Origin of the sequence: Bacillus sp. FSL K6-1145 (assembly GCF_038003425.1) — a bacterium.
Lineage (GTDB): Bacteria > Bacillota > Bacilli > Bacillales > Bacillaceae > Bacillus > Bacillus pumilus.
The window spans coordinates 523,465-538,123 of the sequence record NZ_JBBOPC010000001.1 but is presented as its reverse complement, the minus strand read 5'-3'; the positions used below and the strand labels follow the sequence as shown (position 1 = coordinate 538,123).

The following is a 14,659-nucleotide window of genomic DNA, read 5'->3' as shown; positions in this document are numbered from 1 at the left end:
TTTCTTTAGTTCAAGATCTTGTCATGGCTCTTGCCAATCAGCTCTAATACGGTGTTCACAACTTTATCAGGTGTTGGCAGATATATATCTTCAAGAGGTGGTGAAAATGGTACCGGTGTATGAGGAGCCGTTACTTTTTTGATTGGAGCGTCAAGTAAATCAAATCCTTTATCTGCAATCAAAGAAGAGATATCTGCGGCAATTCCGCACCTTGGATTTGCTTCATCGACAATGACAAGTCGATTTGTTTTTTCTACTGAAGTCAGAATGGCCTCTTCATCGAGCGGCGACAAGCTTCTTGGATCAATCACTTCCGCTTCAATACCTTGAGCAGATAATTGCTCTGCCGCTTCGAGTGCTGTATGCACTTGTTTGCCTACTGCAAAGATGGTTACATCAGATCCTTCTCTCTTCACATCTGCTTTACCAAGCGGCAGTGTGTAATACCTCTCCGGCACATCTCCTGTGATATTGTAAAGCGTCTTGTCTTCAAAAAAGATGACAGGGTCCTGATCCTCGATGGCTGCCAGCAGCAGCCCTTTGGCATCATATGGTGAAGAAGGCACAACTACTTTCAATCCAGGGATGCTTGTAAATAGTGCATACAAACTTTGTGAATGCTGGGCAGCTGCTCTAAAACCCGCCCCATGTGTCGTTCGAATCGTGATTGGAACCTCTGCTTTTCCGCCAAACATGTATCGGAATTTTGCGCCTTGATTCAGGACTTGGTCCAGACAAGTACCGATAAAATCATTAAACATGAGCTCCGCAATTGGTCTTAGCCCTGTTGAAGCAGCTGCCATAGCCGCGCCTACATAGCCGGCTTCACTAATCGGTGTGTCAAGGACACGCTCACGTCCAAATTCCTGGACGATTCCTTTCGTTACACCAAGAACACCACCCCATGCTTCATCATCCTGTAAGTGATCTACATGAGCGCCACCCGCAACATCTTCTCCCATTAAAATGACATCTTCGTCTCTTCTCATTGCCAGTTTAATCGCTTCATTCAAAGCACTAGACATGCTGATTTCTCTTGTCATTTCCCTCTCCCCTTTCAGGTTTATTAATATGAAACATACACATCAGTCAGCAATTCAGTATGATCTGGATATTCACTTTCTTCACTGAATCTCACGGCCTCATCTATCGCTTCTGCTACAGCCGCTTCAATACTTGATATCTCTTGATCCGTTAGCAGCTGCTGCTTTAATAATTCATTTTTAAAAAGAGTGATGGCATCTTTCTCTTCTTGATGTTCGGTTTTTTCCTGATTGGTTTTGTAGCGCTGGGCGTCTCCTTCAAAATGACCATAATTCCGATATGTCATGCATTCAATCAATGTCGGACCTTCTCCATTTTTTGCTCGTTCTATCGCTTGTTCTGCTGCTTGATAAACGGCTGTCACATCTTTTCCATCTACTTGAATACCCGGAATACCATAACTGGCGGCTCGATCCACAATCGATTTGCAGCTTGAAGCATAGGAAAATGGCGTCGCTTCCCCGTAACCATTGTTTTCTGCGATGAAAATGACTGGCAGTTTCCAGATGGCAGCGAGATTGATTCCTTCGTGAAAAGTCCCTTGATTGTTAGCACCATCCCCAAAAAAGCAAACGCTTACATTATCTGTCTTTTTATATTTAGCTGTGAGGGCTGCCCCGCACGCAAGTGGAAAGCCGCCTCCAACAATTCCGTTGGCACCGAGCATTCCTTTATCAAAATCTGCAATGTGCATAGATCCACCTTTTCCTTTACAAAGGCCTGTGGCTTTTCCATAGATTTCTGCCATCATTCCTTTTAGATCACAGCCCTTAGCGATACAATGACCGTGGCCACGGTGTGTACTTGTAATACTGTCTTGTTCATTCAGATGAGCGCAGACTCCTACAGCAACAGCTTCTTCACCAGCATAAAGATGGACAAAACCTGGCAAGATCCCCTTTGTAAAAAGCGTGTGTACTTGATCTTCAAATTGGCGAATTTCCTGCATTTTTCGATACATCCAAACGGCTTTTTCTTTTGTGAGTGCCATTTCCATGATAAAACCTCCTATCTTTTTTGCTTGCACTTCTATACAAGCAAAAAGCGTGCCAACATCATGGCGCTTGAAAGCTTAGGTTTTTGAGCGATTCACACTGATCAAAAAAGAGACAAAATGAGACTTGCGTCTCTATTTGTCTCAATATGTCTACTTCATCTCACAAAAAAAGCATCCCATAAAGGAATGCTTATCACTCTGAACCGATTGTACGCTGCCATTTTAATTTTCCTTTGCAGACGCCGCACACATAACGAGAGGTATCAACTCGCCTTTTCCTGATAAAATACTGACCGCATCCTGTGCAGACATATTCTTGCCGTTTCTGTACACGCCGTTTATTTTGTACGGTCTTTAGCGGTGTACAAAAACGCGGGGCTCCTACTTGTTTTAATAACTCTTTAAAGGAACGGTCACGATGCTGATAGCCTTTTCCCTCAAGATGCAGATGATAATGACACAGCTCATGCTTGATGATCCCGATTAATTCTTCTCGTCCATGTTCCTCTAGGTATCGGCGGTTCAGTTCGATATTGTGTGTACCAAGTAGATACCGCCCGCCTGTCGTTTTGAGACGGTCATTAAAAACAGCCTGATGGCGGAATGCCTTACCAAAGAACTGCTCAGAAATATGCTCTGTTAACTGCTGTAACTCTCTCTCCTTCAATCAAGATCGTTCCTTTCTATAAAAACATCGAACGGGACAATTTCCCCTTTGCATACATTGAAGGTACACCCACTGTTTCGATCAAAGGAGGAATGGGCGATGCCCAACTGGCTGAAAAATCAGATGCAGAAGGCTTTTTTCGAAAAAAATCATTACCAAATCAAGTTGTTGAATCAATGCTGGTACTTCTACAGAAAAAAACATTCAGTCGCATCAAGGCACACCCCATCCTGAGGTGCGCCTCGTTTTTTGTTTACTCTGGTTTCAGCATGGAGAGGGCAACGCGGCCTTTTGCCTGGTCAACGGAGTCCACCCATACAGTCACAATGTCACCAACTGATACAACGTCAAGCGGATGCTTCACAAAGCGGTTGCTGAGCTTGGAAATATGGACAAGCCCGTCCTGTTTTACACCAATATCAACGAATGCGCCGAAGTCTACAACGTTTCTCACTGTACCTTGCAGCTCCATTCCTTGCTTCAAGTCCTCTAATTTCAACACATCTGTTTTTAAAAGAGGTTTTGGTACTTCATCGCGCGGATCACGCTCAGGTCTTGTCAGCTGATCGACGATATCTTGTAATGTAATGATACCAATATCAAGCTGCTCTGCTGCTTCGTCCAGCTTGACCTCTGCGATTTTCTCCTTTAATTGCTCTGTGCCAAGATCATTTGGTGTCATCTTGATCATGCGTAAGAACTGTTTTGTTTCTTTATAGCTCTCTGGGTGAATGCCTGTCCGGTCAAGTGGATCTTGTCCGTCTGCAATGCGCAGGAAGCCGATACACTGCTCATAAGTCTTAGCACCAAGTCTTGGAATGTCCTTTAGCTCTTTTCTGCTTGTGAATCTTCCAATCTCTTCGCGGCGCTTGATGATATTCCCTGCGACAGCTTTTGAAAGACCTGACACATATTGCAGCAGCGCCTGTGAGGCCGTATTGACGTTCACACCGACTTGGTTGACGACCGTCTCTACCACGAAGGTTAACGAGCTGTTTAATTGCTTTTGGCTCACGTCATGCTGGTATTGGCCCACTCCGACAGACTTCGGATCAATTTTCACGAGCTCTGCTAAAGGATCTTGTAATCTTCGAGCAATGGATATGGCGCTTCGTTCTTCGACTTGCAGGTCTGGAAACTCTTCTCGCGCCAGTGCAGACGCAGAGTATACACTTGCTCCTGCTTCATTCACAATCAAATAGGAGACTGGCTGATCCAGCTCTTGAATGAGGTCTGCAATGAATTGTTCGGTCTCTCTTGAAGCTGTTCCGTTTCCAATCGCAATGACTTCAATGTTAGATGATTGAATGATCTCTTTCACTTTTTGTTTCGCTTCCGCTTTTTTCTGTACAGGCGGGTGCGGGTAAATGACGCCGATATGATGGACTTTTCCTGTATCATCCACGACGGCTAATTTACAGCCTGTACGAAACGCAGGGTCCACTCCAAGTACACGCTTCCCTTTCATCGGAGGCTGAAGCAGCAGTTTTCTTAAATTTTCAGCAAAAATATGAATCGCTTGTTCCTCTGCCTTTTCTGTCAGCTCTTTGCGTATTTCTCGTTCGATGGAAGGCTGAATGAGACGTTTATACGCATCGTCAATTGCCGCTTCGATAAACGGTCTCGCCGTCGTCTGTTTGCCTTTTATGACTTGTTTGTCGAGATAGAAACGAATATTTTCAGCAGGTGGCTCGATGGCTGCCTTTAAGATGCCTTCTTTCTCTCCACGATTGACCGCTAGTACGCGGTGAGGCACTATCTTTTTGATGGGCTCTTGATAATCGTAATACATTTCATAGACATTTTTCTCATCGCTCTCGATGTCTTTTCCTGATGTGACCAGACTTCCCTTTTGGTACGTTTCGCTGCGAATCCATTTCCGCATATCAGGATCATCTGCCAGCTGTTCAGCAATGATGTGCTGCGCGCCTTCAAGTGCCTCTTCTACACTTGTTACTTCCTTTTCTCCGTTGATAAAAGAAGCGGCCTTCTTCTCGATCTCATCGCTTGGCAGGGTGAGTATATATTCTGCCAGCGGCTCGAGCCCTTTTGCTTTGGCTACATTCGCCTTTGTTTTACGTTTTTGTTTGAATGGTCGGTATAAATCTTCGACCTCTTGCAGTTTATGAGCTTGTTCAATTTTTTGTTTTAATTCATCCGTCAGTTTGTCTTGTTCTGCGATTAAGCGAATGACTTCTTCTTTTCGGTTCATGACATTTTGGATATATGTATAGCGCTCTGAAATGGTTTGAATTTGCACCTCATCCAGAGAGCCTGTCTGCTCTTTCCGGTAACGGGCAATAAACGGGACGGTGTTACCATCCTCTAAGAGCTTGATGACACTTTCAATTTGTTTTGTTGAAAGCTTTAATTCTGTTGCAATTTGTTTCAATAAAAAGTCAGATGTCTTCATACTTTGCATCCCCTCACTGTGTCTTCTCTTTTAGTGTATCAAAAAAATCGGCAAAACAGAAAAAAGGTCAGCTATTTTACGTGAGCTGACCAAGTACATAGGTGAGATCGTCTTTCTTGTCTTGTGTGTATGTTTCAAGCTGTTTGGCAATGTCTGCAACTGAATGACTATGCTTTAAACACATTCTCATGTTTGGCACATTCAGTCCGTCTGAATACATAATGAATGTCGATCCTTTTTCGTAGGAATAGGTGTATGTTTTATATTTTCTAGGTTTCCCTGATAAGTATCCTGATGTCGGAAGTGGATAAATATAGTCGCCAGAAGGGGCATTCAAGATGAACCGAATATTACCAACCGAACAATAGGTAAACTGCTGCTGGGAAAAATTCACCTTTAATATGGCTACAGTGGCTCCGCGTTTATTTTTCATCGCCTGATTGCATCTGTCGATGAGGGTCGTCATATCCTCATGTCCATATTCTTCGACAATTTCGCTGACTAAAGAAGATGATTCATTGGCGAACTGACCGCTGCCTAATCCGTCTGCCACAGCACAAATTAGTTCTTCATCATCTGCTTTAATAAAAAAACTGTCCCCGCAGCATGATTTCCCTTCTTTATTCGATTGATAGATAATGGCATTCACATGCTCATGCTGTTCAATCTGCTTCATTACCCTAGCTCCATAGACGCATCTTCTGATAATGCATCTCGTAGCTTTTTAACTGCCTTCCGTTGCAGTCTCGATACATGCATTTGGGATATCCCTAGTAAATCGCCTGTTTCTTTTTGACTCTTATTTTGCAAATAAGTCAGATTGATAATCTCTTTTTCTCGGTCTGTCAGAACATGAAGCACACTTTCAAGCATCATTTTTTGGTTTACACGTTCGTAGCCCTCTTCCTGTGAGCCAACAACGTCTAAAATGGTGACTGTGCTTCCTTCAGAATCAGCCTCTACGCCTTGGTCAACAGACAGTGCTTGATAGCTTTTGCCCATCTCCATGGTTTCCAGTACTTCTTCCTCTGTCACATCTAGGTATTCTGCAATTTCTTGGACTTGCGGTGATTTTTGCGTCTCTGTTGTTAGATGATCAACAGCCATCTTGATTCTTGGTCCAAGCTCTTTGATTCGCCTTGGTACATGGACACTCCATGTTTTATCTCGTAAAAAGCGTTTGATTTCCCCGATGATGGTTGGAATAGCAAAGGCTTCAAATGATTTACCGACTAGCGGATCGTATCGCTTAATGGCGCCAAGTAAACCAATCATTCCAACTTGTCTGAGGTCCTCATGAAAGCTTTTTCCTTTTGAATATTTTTTTGCCAGCATATCAACCAAGTTTGTATAGCATTCGACCAGTGTGAGCTGCGCCTGCTCATCTTGGTTGGATTGATAGCTTTGGATAAGGCGATCCACTTCATCTTTAGTTAGTTTCATAGTTTTGGATGGTTGTGTCATGGTCAACTCGCTCCCTGTTTAAAAACTTTGTCATCGCAACGGTAACTCCGGAGTTTGCTTGCACCTCGACTTCATCCATCAATGTTTGCATTAAGTATAAACCAAGACCTCCTTCTGCCAATTGATCCACCGTATGAGCAGATGTATACGGCCCTAGGTCTTCCTGCTTTTGCTTAAAGTCAAAGCTACCGCCTTTGTCCGCGACAATGATTTCTAGACGATCCTCGTAGACAAGAAAGCGAACAGCTACCTCTCCATCTTCGCCATTTTCACCTTTGTAGGCATGCTGAACTGCATTTGTACAGGCCTCACTGACCGCAATTTTTAAGTCCTCAATCTCTTCATAGGCATAACCCATTCGACTTGCTACGCCTGAAAGAGTCAGGCGGATGATGCCTACGTATTCTGGTTTCGCTGGGATTTTCATCTCGATTAGATCTACTGATTCGTTCATTGTACCCCACCCTCTGTCTTTGCAGAAATGTCAATGATGTCCTTTAGTCCAGTAATTTCAAACAACCTTACAAGCCGATCTGACAAGTTCTCAAGCTTTAGTGTTCCACCTGCTTTTTGAGCCGCTTTAAACAGCCCAACAAATACACCTAGTCCTGTACTATCCATATACGTAACATCCTTCAAACAGATCTCAAGATGCTCTCCCGCCTCGGCTTTAGGCATGAGTGTTTCTCTTAGCTGAGGAGCAGAGTACACATCAATTTCTCCGCTGACACTAATTTTCGTTTTTTGATCTATTTGATGCTCTTTCACTGTCATATTCATTATGCATTCACCTCGAAATTCTTGTTTCCTAGAATTTTATATACCCGCATCTTCACTTTCTAAACCTTTCTTTTGAGCACAAGTAAAGTGAAGTCATCGTGAAGCTGAAAATCTTGTAGCTTGAGTAAGCTGGCATAGATGGCATCGACCATTTCCTGAGCTGAGTAGGGTAGGTGCTCTGCTATAAGCGCTTTGATATCCTCCCGCTCTAAAAAGCCGTCCTCCGACTTAGATTCTGTAACACCATCGGAGAATAAGATCACCATATCTCCTACGTCCAAATGCTTCTCATACTGCTTATAATCAAAATCTGGTGCGATTCCAAGTACAAGCCCTTTTGCATCTAAATCGTAAAATTTGTTCTCTTTATTGCAATAGAAAAAGCCCGGCTCATGACCAGCCGATGCATATTTAAATTCATGCGTTTCTTTATTATAACTGCCATAAAACATGGTGATAAACATACTTGGGTCTACGTTTTGCTCGACAACACGATTAAGGGTTTTCAGCACTTTAGTTGGACCGCTCCCTGACTCAGGCAAGGAATCCATCGCATATTTAATCATCGACATACAAAGCGCAGCTGGGATTCCCTTTCCAATGACATCTGCGATCGCAATATTGATCGTATCGTGATCAGTGACAAAATGGTAATAATCTCCACTCATCTGTTTTGCCGGTACACTGATCGCCCCAATATCGAACGTATCTCCTTCTGGAATTTTCGTTTCCAGAAGGGTTTGCTGAACGTTTGCAGCAATTTCAATTTCAGATTTAATTTCTTGCTGAATGCCTCTAAGTGTTAAATGTTCCTGATAGGCAAGTCCGTACCCAATCATGACTTCAATTAAGAAGTCTAGTGAATGAAAAACATCTTCCGGCAAATCAGGGTAAAGCTCCTGAATCACTTTTCGGTGAACACTCACTATTTCTTCAGGAGGTATTTGATGCTCAATGGTTTTACGGCTAAATTTTTGAGCTTGATAAAGCGATGTTTCAGTTAAATCACTGATATAACGACTGAGCAGCTGATGGTACCGCTGCTCCATTACCTCCTTAAAATCCATGGTTTCCCTCCTAGCGAAGCCACTTAACAGCTTGTATCTCCGTTCCTTGTTCTGGTGCAGAATCTAATTTAAATTCATCCATCAGTCTTCTGACGCCCGGCAAGCCTGCTCCGAGTCCGCCTGATGTAGAAAATCCGTCTTCCATCACTTTACGTATATCCATGATGCCAGGCCCCTCATCGGCTGCGATGACCTTGAGTCCACGCTTTCCGCGCTCCATCACTTCTTCTATACAAATCTGACCTTTACCAGCGTATAAATAGATGTTTCGAGCTAATTCTGAAATGGCCGTCGTAATTCTTGCTTGGTCAACTGTTCCAAAACCAAGTTCTTTTGCAACATTGCGCCCCAATTGTCTTGCTGCGACTATATCCCATTCCGTCAATATTTTCACACAGGATTGGTCTTTCATATCTATTCCCCCAATTCCCGCTTCAGTGTCTCAAGCCCTTGTTCAAGATCTAGTGCTGTTTGAATTTCTTCCAGCGATATACCAAGTTCAATAAGCGTCACAGCGACTGCCGGCTGTATTCCTGTTAATACAACTTTTGCCCCCATGAGCTTGGACATGGTGATCACATCGCCTAATACCTTTGCGATAAATGAATCAATCATATCGACGGATGTTAAGTCAATGACAACACCGTTTGCTCCTGTTTCATGAATTTTATTCAGTAAGTCTTCTTGAAAGTGAAGAGCTGTTTGATCATCAAGCTCCCACTGTATTGAGATCAGAAGACAATTATATAATTTTAAGATTGGAATCTTCGGGTGATTTCTCAATTGGTTATCCCTCCAATGAAACAATTTTTCGATTTGTCATTTCCAAAGCAGTTTGAATTCCTTTTTGAAGGGTATTCTTTGTTGTAACCTGAGATAAATCAATTCCAAGGTTAACGATCGTTTGGGCTATTTCTGGGCGAATACCGACAAGTAAACACTTCGCTCCTACTAATCTCACAGCCTCTGACGCTTGAATGATATGGTGGGCCACCATTGTATCCACGACAGGTACCCCCGTGATATCAATCAAGACGACCTGTGAGCGATGTTTGACGACACCATTGAGCAGATTCTCCATAATTTTTTTCGCACGATCTGTATCAATTGTTCCAACAAGTGGCATGACGGTGATGTGCTCAAATACAGGAATAAGCGGGGCAGAAAGTTCCTGTAGCGCCATTTTTTGAAGGCTGACGGTTTTTTCCCATGAGATGGAGTACTGGTTTAAGATCTCGTTATGGATGGGTGTGATGAATCGATCGATTTGCCAAATGAGGTCATGACTTTCTTGTGTTGTATCTTTGTCATCGTTCATTTTTTCATATAAATGTGTACGGATTTCCGTTAGACCGTTTGCCAGTAACTTAAGTGATATACCCATTTGAACAATTTTTAAAGCAAAATTTTGCACTTTTTCTTCAAAATCCTCACTATACCCCTCTGAAAGAGATGTAATGATCAGTTGAACATATTCCGAACAGATGGTTTCATACATTTTGTCGTTCAGCATCATGTCCGTTTCTTTTTCTCCGAGTCGTTTTAAAATGTCCGTCCACTCATTTTCTAATTCCTTTTGATGCTTTCTTGCAAAAGCTAACACGATATGATTCGACATGTTTTACCCCCTACTTACATTTAAAACTCTTCTTTAGTCTGTCTTCATTATAACGTTAATAAAAATTGAACACAAAAAAAGTTGCTCCCAGTAGAGCAACCATATCTCACCATATTAAAAATCAATAAGAGCCAAACTAACTTGTAAGGCTTCATCAACCTTCTCCATCATCTCATCATCAAGATGTGTGATTTTATCTGTCAATCTTTGTTTATCGATTGTACGAATCTGTTCCAAAAGAATGACAGAATCTCGTTCAAAGCCGTAGCGCTTTGCATTAATTTCGACGTGAGTCGGTAATTTCGCTTTTTGTATTTGGGCTGTTATGGCTGCAACGATAGCAGTCGGGCTAAAGCGATTTCCAATGTCATTTTGAATCACCAATACCGGGCGAACCCCGCCCTGCTCGGAGCCAACAACAGGAGATAAATCAGCAAAGTAAACATCACCGCGTTTAACAATCAAATGTTTAACCCCCGCTGACTAATCGCTCAACTGTATTCTCAGCCTCAAACTCTGCGTATTGTGCCTCTGAAGAGATATTCAGATTAATTTTCGCCATCTCCATGTAGCCGCGTCTCATCGATTCACGATTTTGTCGAATATTACGTTCACGAATATACGTTTTTGTCGCTCGGTAGATCAATTCATTTCTTGTTACCTTATCCTGCTCTGCTACTCGTTCGATCTCAGACATTAAAGCCTCCGGCAGTCGAATCTTCATTTCATTTGTTGCGCTGGATTCAGACAAAAAACATACACCTCCACAAAACTTACGGATACCGTATCGATCCATTCCAAGACTAATCATACCATTATTCAATGCACAAGCAAAGCTGTTTTTTCATGAATTCTTATTAGAACATGAAGCGGCTCGCCACCCGTAAATCAAGATGATAATGGAGTTCCTCTTTCCCATTATACGCTTTTTTCCGAAAATCATACGGTATTTCCAAAATCTCTAAAAAAGGGAGAATGTTTACCCTACTTTTGTCGAATAAAAAAGAACGAAGTCAGTTTGACTATCGTTCTTTTGAATGTTGTTTATAAAAAACTTGGCCCGCCTTGAAGGAGCGGATTCCGCACATGCACTCTTTCGCCGTCCTCTAAATATACTCTTGGGACGCGGTGGCCAATCGAGCAAGTGACTTCATAGTTAATGGTTTCAAGCCTTTTGGCGATTTCATCGACTGATACCATGTCTTCTCCTTGCTTACCAATCAAAACGACCGGCTCGCCTACTGGAAGCTTGTCTTTCAGTTCAATCATGAATTGATCCATACAAACCCTTCCTGCGATCTTCCGGCGTTTTCCGCCAACAAGCACTTCCGTTGCTGCCAGCTTCCTGATCCACCCATCTGCATAGCCGACTGGAACCGTGCCGATCCACGTATCTTGATTGGCTGTATACGTCGCCCCATAACTGACACTCTCACCCTCTTGAATATGCTTTACATGGGCAAGCTTTGTATGAAGAGACATGGCTTCTTCGAGCTTGAAAGGCAATTCATCTTTGATTTCTTCAGACGGTGACAGCCCGTACATACTGATGCCGAAGCGAACCATATTAAACAAAACGTCTTTAAACCTTAAACCTGCAGCACTGTTGGCGCAATGAACGAGCAGCTTGTCCGTATGAAGCGGCTCAAGCAGTGTTTGAAAGGTGTCGACCTGCCGATCAAAGTAGGCTTCACCCTTTTCATCTGCTGTCGCAAAGTGAGTAAATACGCCTTCCAGCTGTAAATAAGAGTGCTCGCTGACAAGCTTTTTCACTTCGTTCACTTGCTCTATCGTTTTCACACCTAATCGGTTCATTCCGCTGTCTATTTTCAAATGAAAACGTATCGGTTGTCCCATCTGCCCTTTCACCATTTTGGTGACGTCTCTCAGCCAATCGATGGAGTAAGCGGTCATGATGACATTGTAACGAACGGCGACTTTGACATATTCCGGGGGTACTGCGCCGAGTACAAGTATTGGTGCTTTGATGCCTTTATTTCTTAAAGAAACCGCCTCATCTAAAAAGGCGACGGCTAATACGTCTGCTCCTGCTTTGAGAGCAGCTCTCGCCACTTCTATATCTCCATGTCCATATGCATTGGCTTTCACCACAGCCATCAGTTGAACACTTTGACCGATATGATCTTTCATATGTGAAACATTATGCTTGATTGCTGATAAATTAATTTCTGCCCATGTGTCTCTATAAAAGGCATTTGTGTCCATCCGTCACACTTCCCTATTGAATGATTCAATCCCCTCATATGATACTAAAAATCAAGAATAATGTGAAACAAATCAAAGAAAATCAGCCCATGCATAGGGCTGATGTTTCATTTCTAAGGCTCTCGCCTGAGGTATTTATTTAGCTGACTGGCCTTCTACACTCTTTGCAACCATCAAGAGCTCTTCCTTCGATAGATCACTTGAAGAAATCAAGTAGTCCACTCCGTCAGATGTCCATGAAAGGGATTGATCTGTGAGAACCCCAACTGTCATGCCAAGGTCGACTGGCTCACCGTTCATTGTCACAGGCGTAGATGCTTCAGCGACTCTCGCTTTTTCCTGAATGAGTGTGAAGGATTTCTTTCCGCCATACGTCATGACATAACGCTTACCTGCATCTGTCATCATTTCTTTCTCTTCCATCTTCTTCACACCCTCTGGCATGTCAACTGGCGTTTTCACCGCAAAGCTGTCAGATGGGTCTGCACTTGTGGCAACATCCATTTGAGAGAGTGTCATGTTTTTCTTCTCATCAAATGCATCTTTGTCAAAGGATTTATTGAATTCAAAGTGAGAGAATTCCACTTTCACCATTGGCTTTTTGTCGCTATCCAGTACTTTCACACTGGCAGGCGCCATTGTTTTTTTATGAAAGGTAATCTCTTGGGTAGGCAGCATTTGGTTGTGCTGATAATTGGTTTTGGTTTCAAACACATACTTTGAATCTTTCGCTTTGAACTGAGCGGCACTGTCATTTTTAATGTCCTTCACGAGTGACTCAAATAAGTAGACCTGACTGCTATTATTTGGCCAATCACTGTGGAAACGGAAGCTCTTGTTCAATGAAGGTGTCAGCACAAACACACCATTGCCATTTCTTAAAATGACTTGACTCTGATCCTTTTTCGGATTTTCTAAATAGACACGGTAAAGTTCCGGCTTCTTGTACCAAATTTCTACTTGATACTCCTGCGGGTCATTTCCTGTCTCAATGGTCATTTTTGCTTTGGCTTTGTATGATGTCATTTCCCCTGCCTTTTTGTTTAAATCTCCAACGATATCCTGCTGAGATTTTTGACCGCATGCGGAGAGAATCAGTACAAAAAGGATTCCCGTTACAAGCAAAACAAAGCTTTTTCTCACCCTTTTCAACCCCTTCGTTAATTGTGTTAAAAGGAAGAAACCGCTTGTTTGACTTTAACAGTACGCCTCAAGAGTTAACTGCGTACCGCGAACCATCAAAGCCTGTTAGCAACTCGCCCTTCCTTATCGCACTACCCAATATATGAAGGGGGGACAAACAATATGCAGACTAGCTTGACAACCTTTCAATTAAAACTTGTGCAGCAGCATATTCTTTCGTGTGAGTGATGGACACGTGAACCTGGTCACCCTTCGTCTTTTCGCTTTTGATGAAAGGTTTTCCAAGTTCGTCTTTCTGGATCTCCATATCATGAAAGCTTAAATGCCGGCCGATTCCCGTTCCGTATGCTTTAGCGAAAGCTTCCTTTGCTGCAAAACGTCCTGCCAAAAATTCCAGCTGCCTCTTTTCACTGAGTGTGTGAAAGATGTCTTGTTCACTTAACGTTAAAATCCGTTCTGGTAAACGAGGCTGTCTACTAAGCACGCGCGCGAGCCGGTTGATCTCTACTATATCAATACCTATTCCTTTGATCATGAGGTACCTCCTATGAGACTCGTACTAATTTGGATGTTCTCTTCATAAACGTGTTACTATAAACTTACCATTATCTAGTCAAAAGGGGTTTGTTATGTTTATTCGAACGGAGAGCTTTCAACAATTTATTAGATCGTATCCAATCGTCACAACGATCCTTGCTTTGCAATTTGGTCTATGGCTTATATTTGCGCTTCCTATCCCTCTTATACAGCTTGGTCACGACCATCTCGTCGGTTTCAATTATGGTGTAGCTACTGGAGAATGGTGGCGGCTCGTCACACCTATTTTCCTTCACGGAAGTCTGACCCATATTTTGTTCAATTCTATGTCTTTGTTCTTATTCGCTCCAGCGCTTGAGCATTTGCTTGGGAAGGTTCGATTTCTCATTATCTATCTTGGTGCAGGGTTCATTGGCAATCTCGGAACCTATTGGGTGGAGCCTTTAGAGTATGTACATGTCGGCGCGTCTGGTGCGATCTTCGGTTTGTTTGGCGTTTATTTATACCTTGTTCTATTTAAACCGCATATGATGGACCGCGGCAATTCTCAGGTGATCTTAACGATTCTTGCCGTCTCTGTCATCATGACGTTCGTCAACTCGAACATCAATATCATGGCTCACTTATTTGGATTAATCGGCGGCATGCTCCTAGCACCTCTTACGCTATTTTTCCATTCAAAAAAAAGACGCTACTAACCTCA

19 protein-coding genes are annotated in these 14,659 nt (G+C 42.8%); 2 read left to right on the top strand and 17 right to left on the bottom strand.

Annotation, left to right across the window (positions count from 1 at the left end; genetic code table 11):
- Window positions 1-5 precede the first annotated feature (5 nt).
- The 3 genes from MHH41_RS02605 to MHH41_RS02595 all read right to left on the bottom strand — a co-directional run bounded on the left by MHH41_RS02605 (window position 6) and on the right by MHH41_RS02595 (window position 2,708).
- Window positions 6-1,043 (bottom strand): alpha-ketoacid dehydrogenase subunit beta, encoded by a 1,038-nt coding sequence (locus tag MHH41_RS02605; protein WP_003214035.1) that lies wholly within the window; start codon window positions 1,041-1,043, stop codon window positions 6-8.
- A gap of 23 nt (window positions 1,044-1,066) precedes the next feature.
- Window positions 1,067-2,041 (bottom strand): thiamine pyrophosphate-dependent dehydrogenase E1 component subunit alpha, encoded by a 975-nt coding sequence (locus MHH41_RS02600; RefSeq protein ID WP_284905678.1) that lies wholly within the window; start codon window positions 2,039-2,041, stop codon window positions 1,067-1,069.
- 193 nt (window positions 2,042-2,234) lie between these two features.
- The gene (locus MHH41_RS02595; protein ID WP_003214448.1) at window positions 2,235-2,708 is read right to left on the bottom strand and encodes a SprT family protein; all 474 of its coding nucleotides are present in this window, start codon (window positions 2,706-2,708) and stop codon (window positions 2,235-2,237) included.
- Between the two features lie 99 nt (window positions 2,709-2,807).
- On the opposite strand from MHH41_RS02595, the gene cmpA reads away from it, so the two are divergent.
- Window positions 2,808-2,942 carry a cortex morphogenetic protein CmpA gene (gene cmpA / locus MHH41_RS02590; protein WP_012009003.1) on the top strand — a complete coding sequence of 45 codons (135 nt, stop codon included), beginning with the start codon at window positions 2,808-2,810 and terminating at the stop codon, window positions 2,940-2,942.
- Window positions 2,943-2,961: 19 nt separating this feature from the next.
- Here the strand turns inward: cmpA and MHH41_RS02585 are convergent, their stop codons facing one another.
- The 14 genes from MHH41_RS02585 to acpS all read right to left on the bottom strand — a co-directional run bounded on the left by MHH41_RS02585 (window position 2,962) and on the right by acpS (window position 13,954).
- The gene (locus tag MHH41_RS02585) at window positions 2,962-5,121 is read right to left on the bottom strand and encodes a Tex family protein (RefSeq protein ID WP_340865571.1); all 2,160 of its coding nucleotides are present in this window, start codon (window positions 5,119-5,121) and stop codon (window positions 2,962-2,964) included.
- Between the two features lie 76 nt (window positions 5,122-5,197).
- Window positions 5,198-5,797 (bottom strand): PP2C family serine/threonine-protein phosphatase, encoded by a 600-nt coding sequence (locus MHH41_RS02580; protein WP_003214034.1) that lies wholly within the window; start codon window positions 5,795-5,797, stop codon window positions 5,198-5,200.
- Complete coding sequence (gene sigB, locus MHH41_RS02575; protein ID WP_003214304.1) at window positions 5,797-6,585, bottom strand: RNA polymerase sigma factor SigB; 789 nt, start codon at window positions 6,583-6,585, stop codon at window positions 5,797-5,799. The genes MHH41_RS02580 and sigB overlap by 1 nt, the downstream gene beginning before the upstream one ends.
- Window positions 6,551-7,039: an anti-sigma B factor RsbW gene (gene rsbW / locus MHH41_RS02570; RefSeq protein ID WP_003214356.1), complete on the bottom strand. Its 489-nt coding sequence runs from the start codon at window positions 7,037-7,039 to the stop codon at window positions 6,551-6,553. Before rsbW ends, sigB begins: the two co-directional genes overlap by 35 nt.
- Window positions 7,036-7,365 carry an anti-sigma factor antagonist gene (locus MHH41_RS02565; protein WP_003213847.1) on the bottom strand — a complete coding sequence of 110 codons (330 nt, stop codon included), beginning with the start codon at window positions 7,363-7,365 and terminating at the stop codon, window positions 7,036-7,038. The genes rsbW and MHH41_RS02565 overlap by 4 nt, the downstream gene beginning before the upstream one ends.
- A 59-nt stretch (window positions 7,366-7,424) precedes the next feature.
- Complete coding sequence (locus tag MHH41_RS02560; RefSeq protein WP_003213895.1) at window positions 7,425-8,432, bottom strand: PP2C family protein-serine/threonine phosphatase; 1,008 nt, start codon at window positions 8,430-8,432, stop codon at window positions 7,425-7,427.
- Window positions 8,433-8,442: 10 nt separating this feature from the next.
- A complete protein-coding gene (locus MHH41_RS02555) occupies window positions 8,443-8,844 on the bottom strand; it encodes an anti-sigma regulatory factor (RefSeq protein ID WP_003214085.1) in 402 nt (133 codons plus the stop codon).
- A gap of 2 nt (window positions 8,845-8,846) precedes the next feature.
- Window positions 8,847-9,215, bottom strand: a complete 369-nt coding sequence (gene rsbS, locus MHH41_RS02550) for an RsbT antagonist protein RsbS (protein ID WP_003214235.1) — start codon at window positions 9,213-9,215, stop codon at window positions 8,847-8,849.
- A gap of 4 nt (window positions 9,216-9,219) precedes the next feature.
- Window positions 9,220-10,050 carry an RsbT co-antagonist protein RsbRA gene (locus tag MHH41_RS02545; protein WP_003214372.1) on the bottom strand — a complete coding sequence of 277 codons (831 nt, stop codon included), beginning with the start codon at window positions 10,048-10,050 and terminating at the stop codon, window positions 9,220-9,222.
- Between the two features lie 114 nt (window positions 10,051-10,164).
- Window positions 10,165-10,515 carry a type II toxin-antitoxin system endoribonuclease NdoA gene (gene ndoA, locus MHH41_RS02540; protein WP_003214169.1) on the bottom strand — a complete coding sequence of 117 codons (351 nt, stop codon included), beginning with the start codon at window positions 10,513-10,515 and terminating at the stop codon, window positions 10,165-10,167.
- 4 nt (window positions 10,516-10,519) lie between these two features.
- Window positions 10,520-10,801: a hypothetical protein gene (locus MHH41_RS02535; protein ID WP_003214273.1), complete on the bottom strand. Its 282-nt coding sequence runs from the start codon at window positions 10,799-10,801 to the stop codon at window positions 10,520-10,522.
- Between the two features lie 293 nt (window positions 10,802-11,094).
- Complete coding sequence (gene alr / locus MHH41_RS02530; RefSeq protein ID WP_340865566.1) at window positions 11,095-12,276, bottom strand: alanine racemase; 1,182 nt, start codon at window positions 12,274-12,276, stop codon at window positions 11,095-11,097.
- A 135-nt stretch (window positions 12,277-12,411) separates the two neighbouring features.
- A complete protein-coding gene (locus MHH41_RS02525) occupies window positions 12,412-13,428 on the bottom strand; it encodes a LolA family protein (protein WP_106030172.1) in 1,017 nt (338 codons plus the stop codon).
- A gap of 160 nt (window positions 13,429-13,588) precedes the next feature.
- On the bottom strand, window positions 13,589-13,954 hold the full coding sequence (acpS, locus tag MHH41_RS02520; protein WP_050945549.1) for a holo-ACP synthase: 366 nt from the start codon (window positions 13,952-13,954) through the stop codon (window positions 13,589-13,591).
- Between the two features lie 94 nt (window positions 13,955-14,048).
- Here acpS and MHH41_RS02515 point away from each other — a divergent pair, with 94 nt between their 5' ends.
- Entirely contained in the window at window positions 14,049-14,654 is a 606-nt protein-coding gene (locus MHH41_RS02515; RefSeq protein ID WP_050945548.1) for a rhomboid family intramembrane serine protease, read from the top strand.
- Window positions 14,655-14,659 lie beyond the last annotated feature (5 nt).

Excerpts from the sequence above, each read along its gene's own strand:
- MHH41_RS02605 (WP_003214035.1), bottom strand. The coding sequence starts at position 1,043 with ATGACAAGAGAAATCAGCATGTCTAGTGCTTTGAATGAAGCGATTAAA.
- MHH41_RS02600 (WP_284905678.1), bottom strand. The coding sequence starts at position 2,041 with ATGGAAATGGCACTCACAAAAGAAAAAGCCGTTTGGATGTATCGAAAA.
- cmpA (WP_012009003.1), top strand. The coding sequence starts at position 2,808 with ATGCCCAACTGGCTGAAAAATCAGATGCAGAAGGCTTTTTTCGAAAAA.
- MHH41_RS02585 (WP_340865571.1), bottom strand. The coding sequence starts at position 5,121 with ATGAAGACATCTGACTTTTTATTGAAACAAATTGCAACAGAATTAAAG.
- MHH41_RS02580 (WP_003214034.1), bottom strand. The coding sequence starts at position 5,797 with ATGAAGCAGATTGAACAGCATGAGCATGTGAATGCCATTATCTATCAA.
- sigB (WP_003214304.1), bottom strand. The coding sequence starts at position 6,585 with ATGACACAACCATCCAAAACTATGAAACTAACTAAAGATGAAGTGGAT.
- rsbW (WP_003214356.1), bottom strand. The coding sequence starts at position 7,039 with ATGAACGAATCAGTAGATCTAATCGAGATGAAAATCCCAGCGAAACCA.
- MHH41_RS02565 (WP_003213847.1), bottom strand. The coding sequence starts at position 7,365 with ATGAATATGACAGTGAAAGAGCATCAAATAGATCAAAAAACGAAAATT.
- MHH41_RS02560 (WP_003213895.1), bottom strand. The coding sequence starts at position 8,432 with ATGGATTTTAAGGAGGTAATGGAGCAGCGGTACCATCAGCTGCTCAGT.
- MHH41_RS02555 (WP_003214085.1), bottom strand. The coding sequence starts at position 8,844 with ATGAAAGACCAATCCTGTGTGAAAATATTGACGGAATGGGATATAGTC.
- MHH41_RS02545 (WP_003214372.1), bottom strand. The coding sequence starts at position 10,050 with ATGTCGAATCATATCGTGTTAGCTTTTGCAAGAAAGCATCAAAAGGAA.
- alr (WP_340865566.1), bottom strand. The coding sequence starts at position 12,276 with ATGGACACAAATGCCTTTTATAGAGACACATGGGCAGAAATTAATTTA.
- acpS (WP_050945549.1), bottom strand. The coding sequence starts at position 13,954 with ATGATCAAAGGAATAGGTATTGATATAGTAGAGATCAACCGGCTCGCG.
- MHH41_RS02515 (WP_050945548.1), top strand. The coding sequence starts at position 14,049 with ATGTTTATTCGAACGGAGAGCTTTCAACAATTTATTAGATCGTATCCA.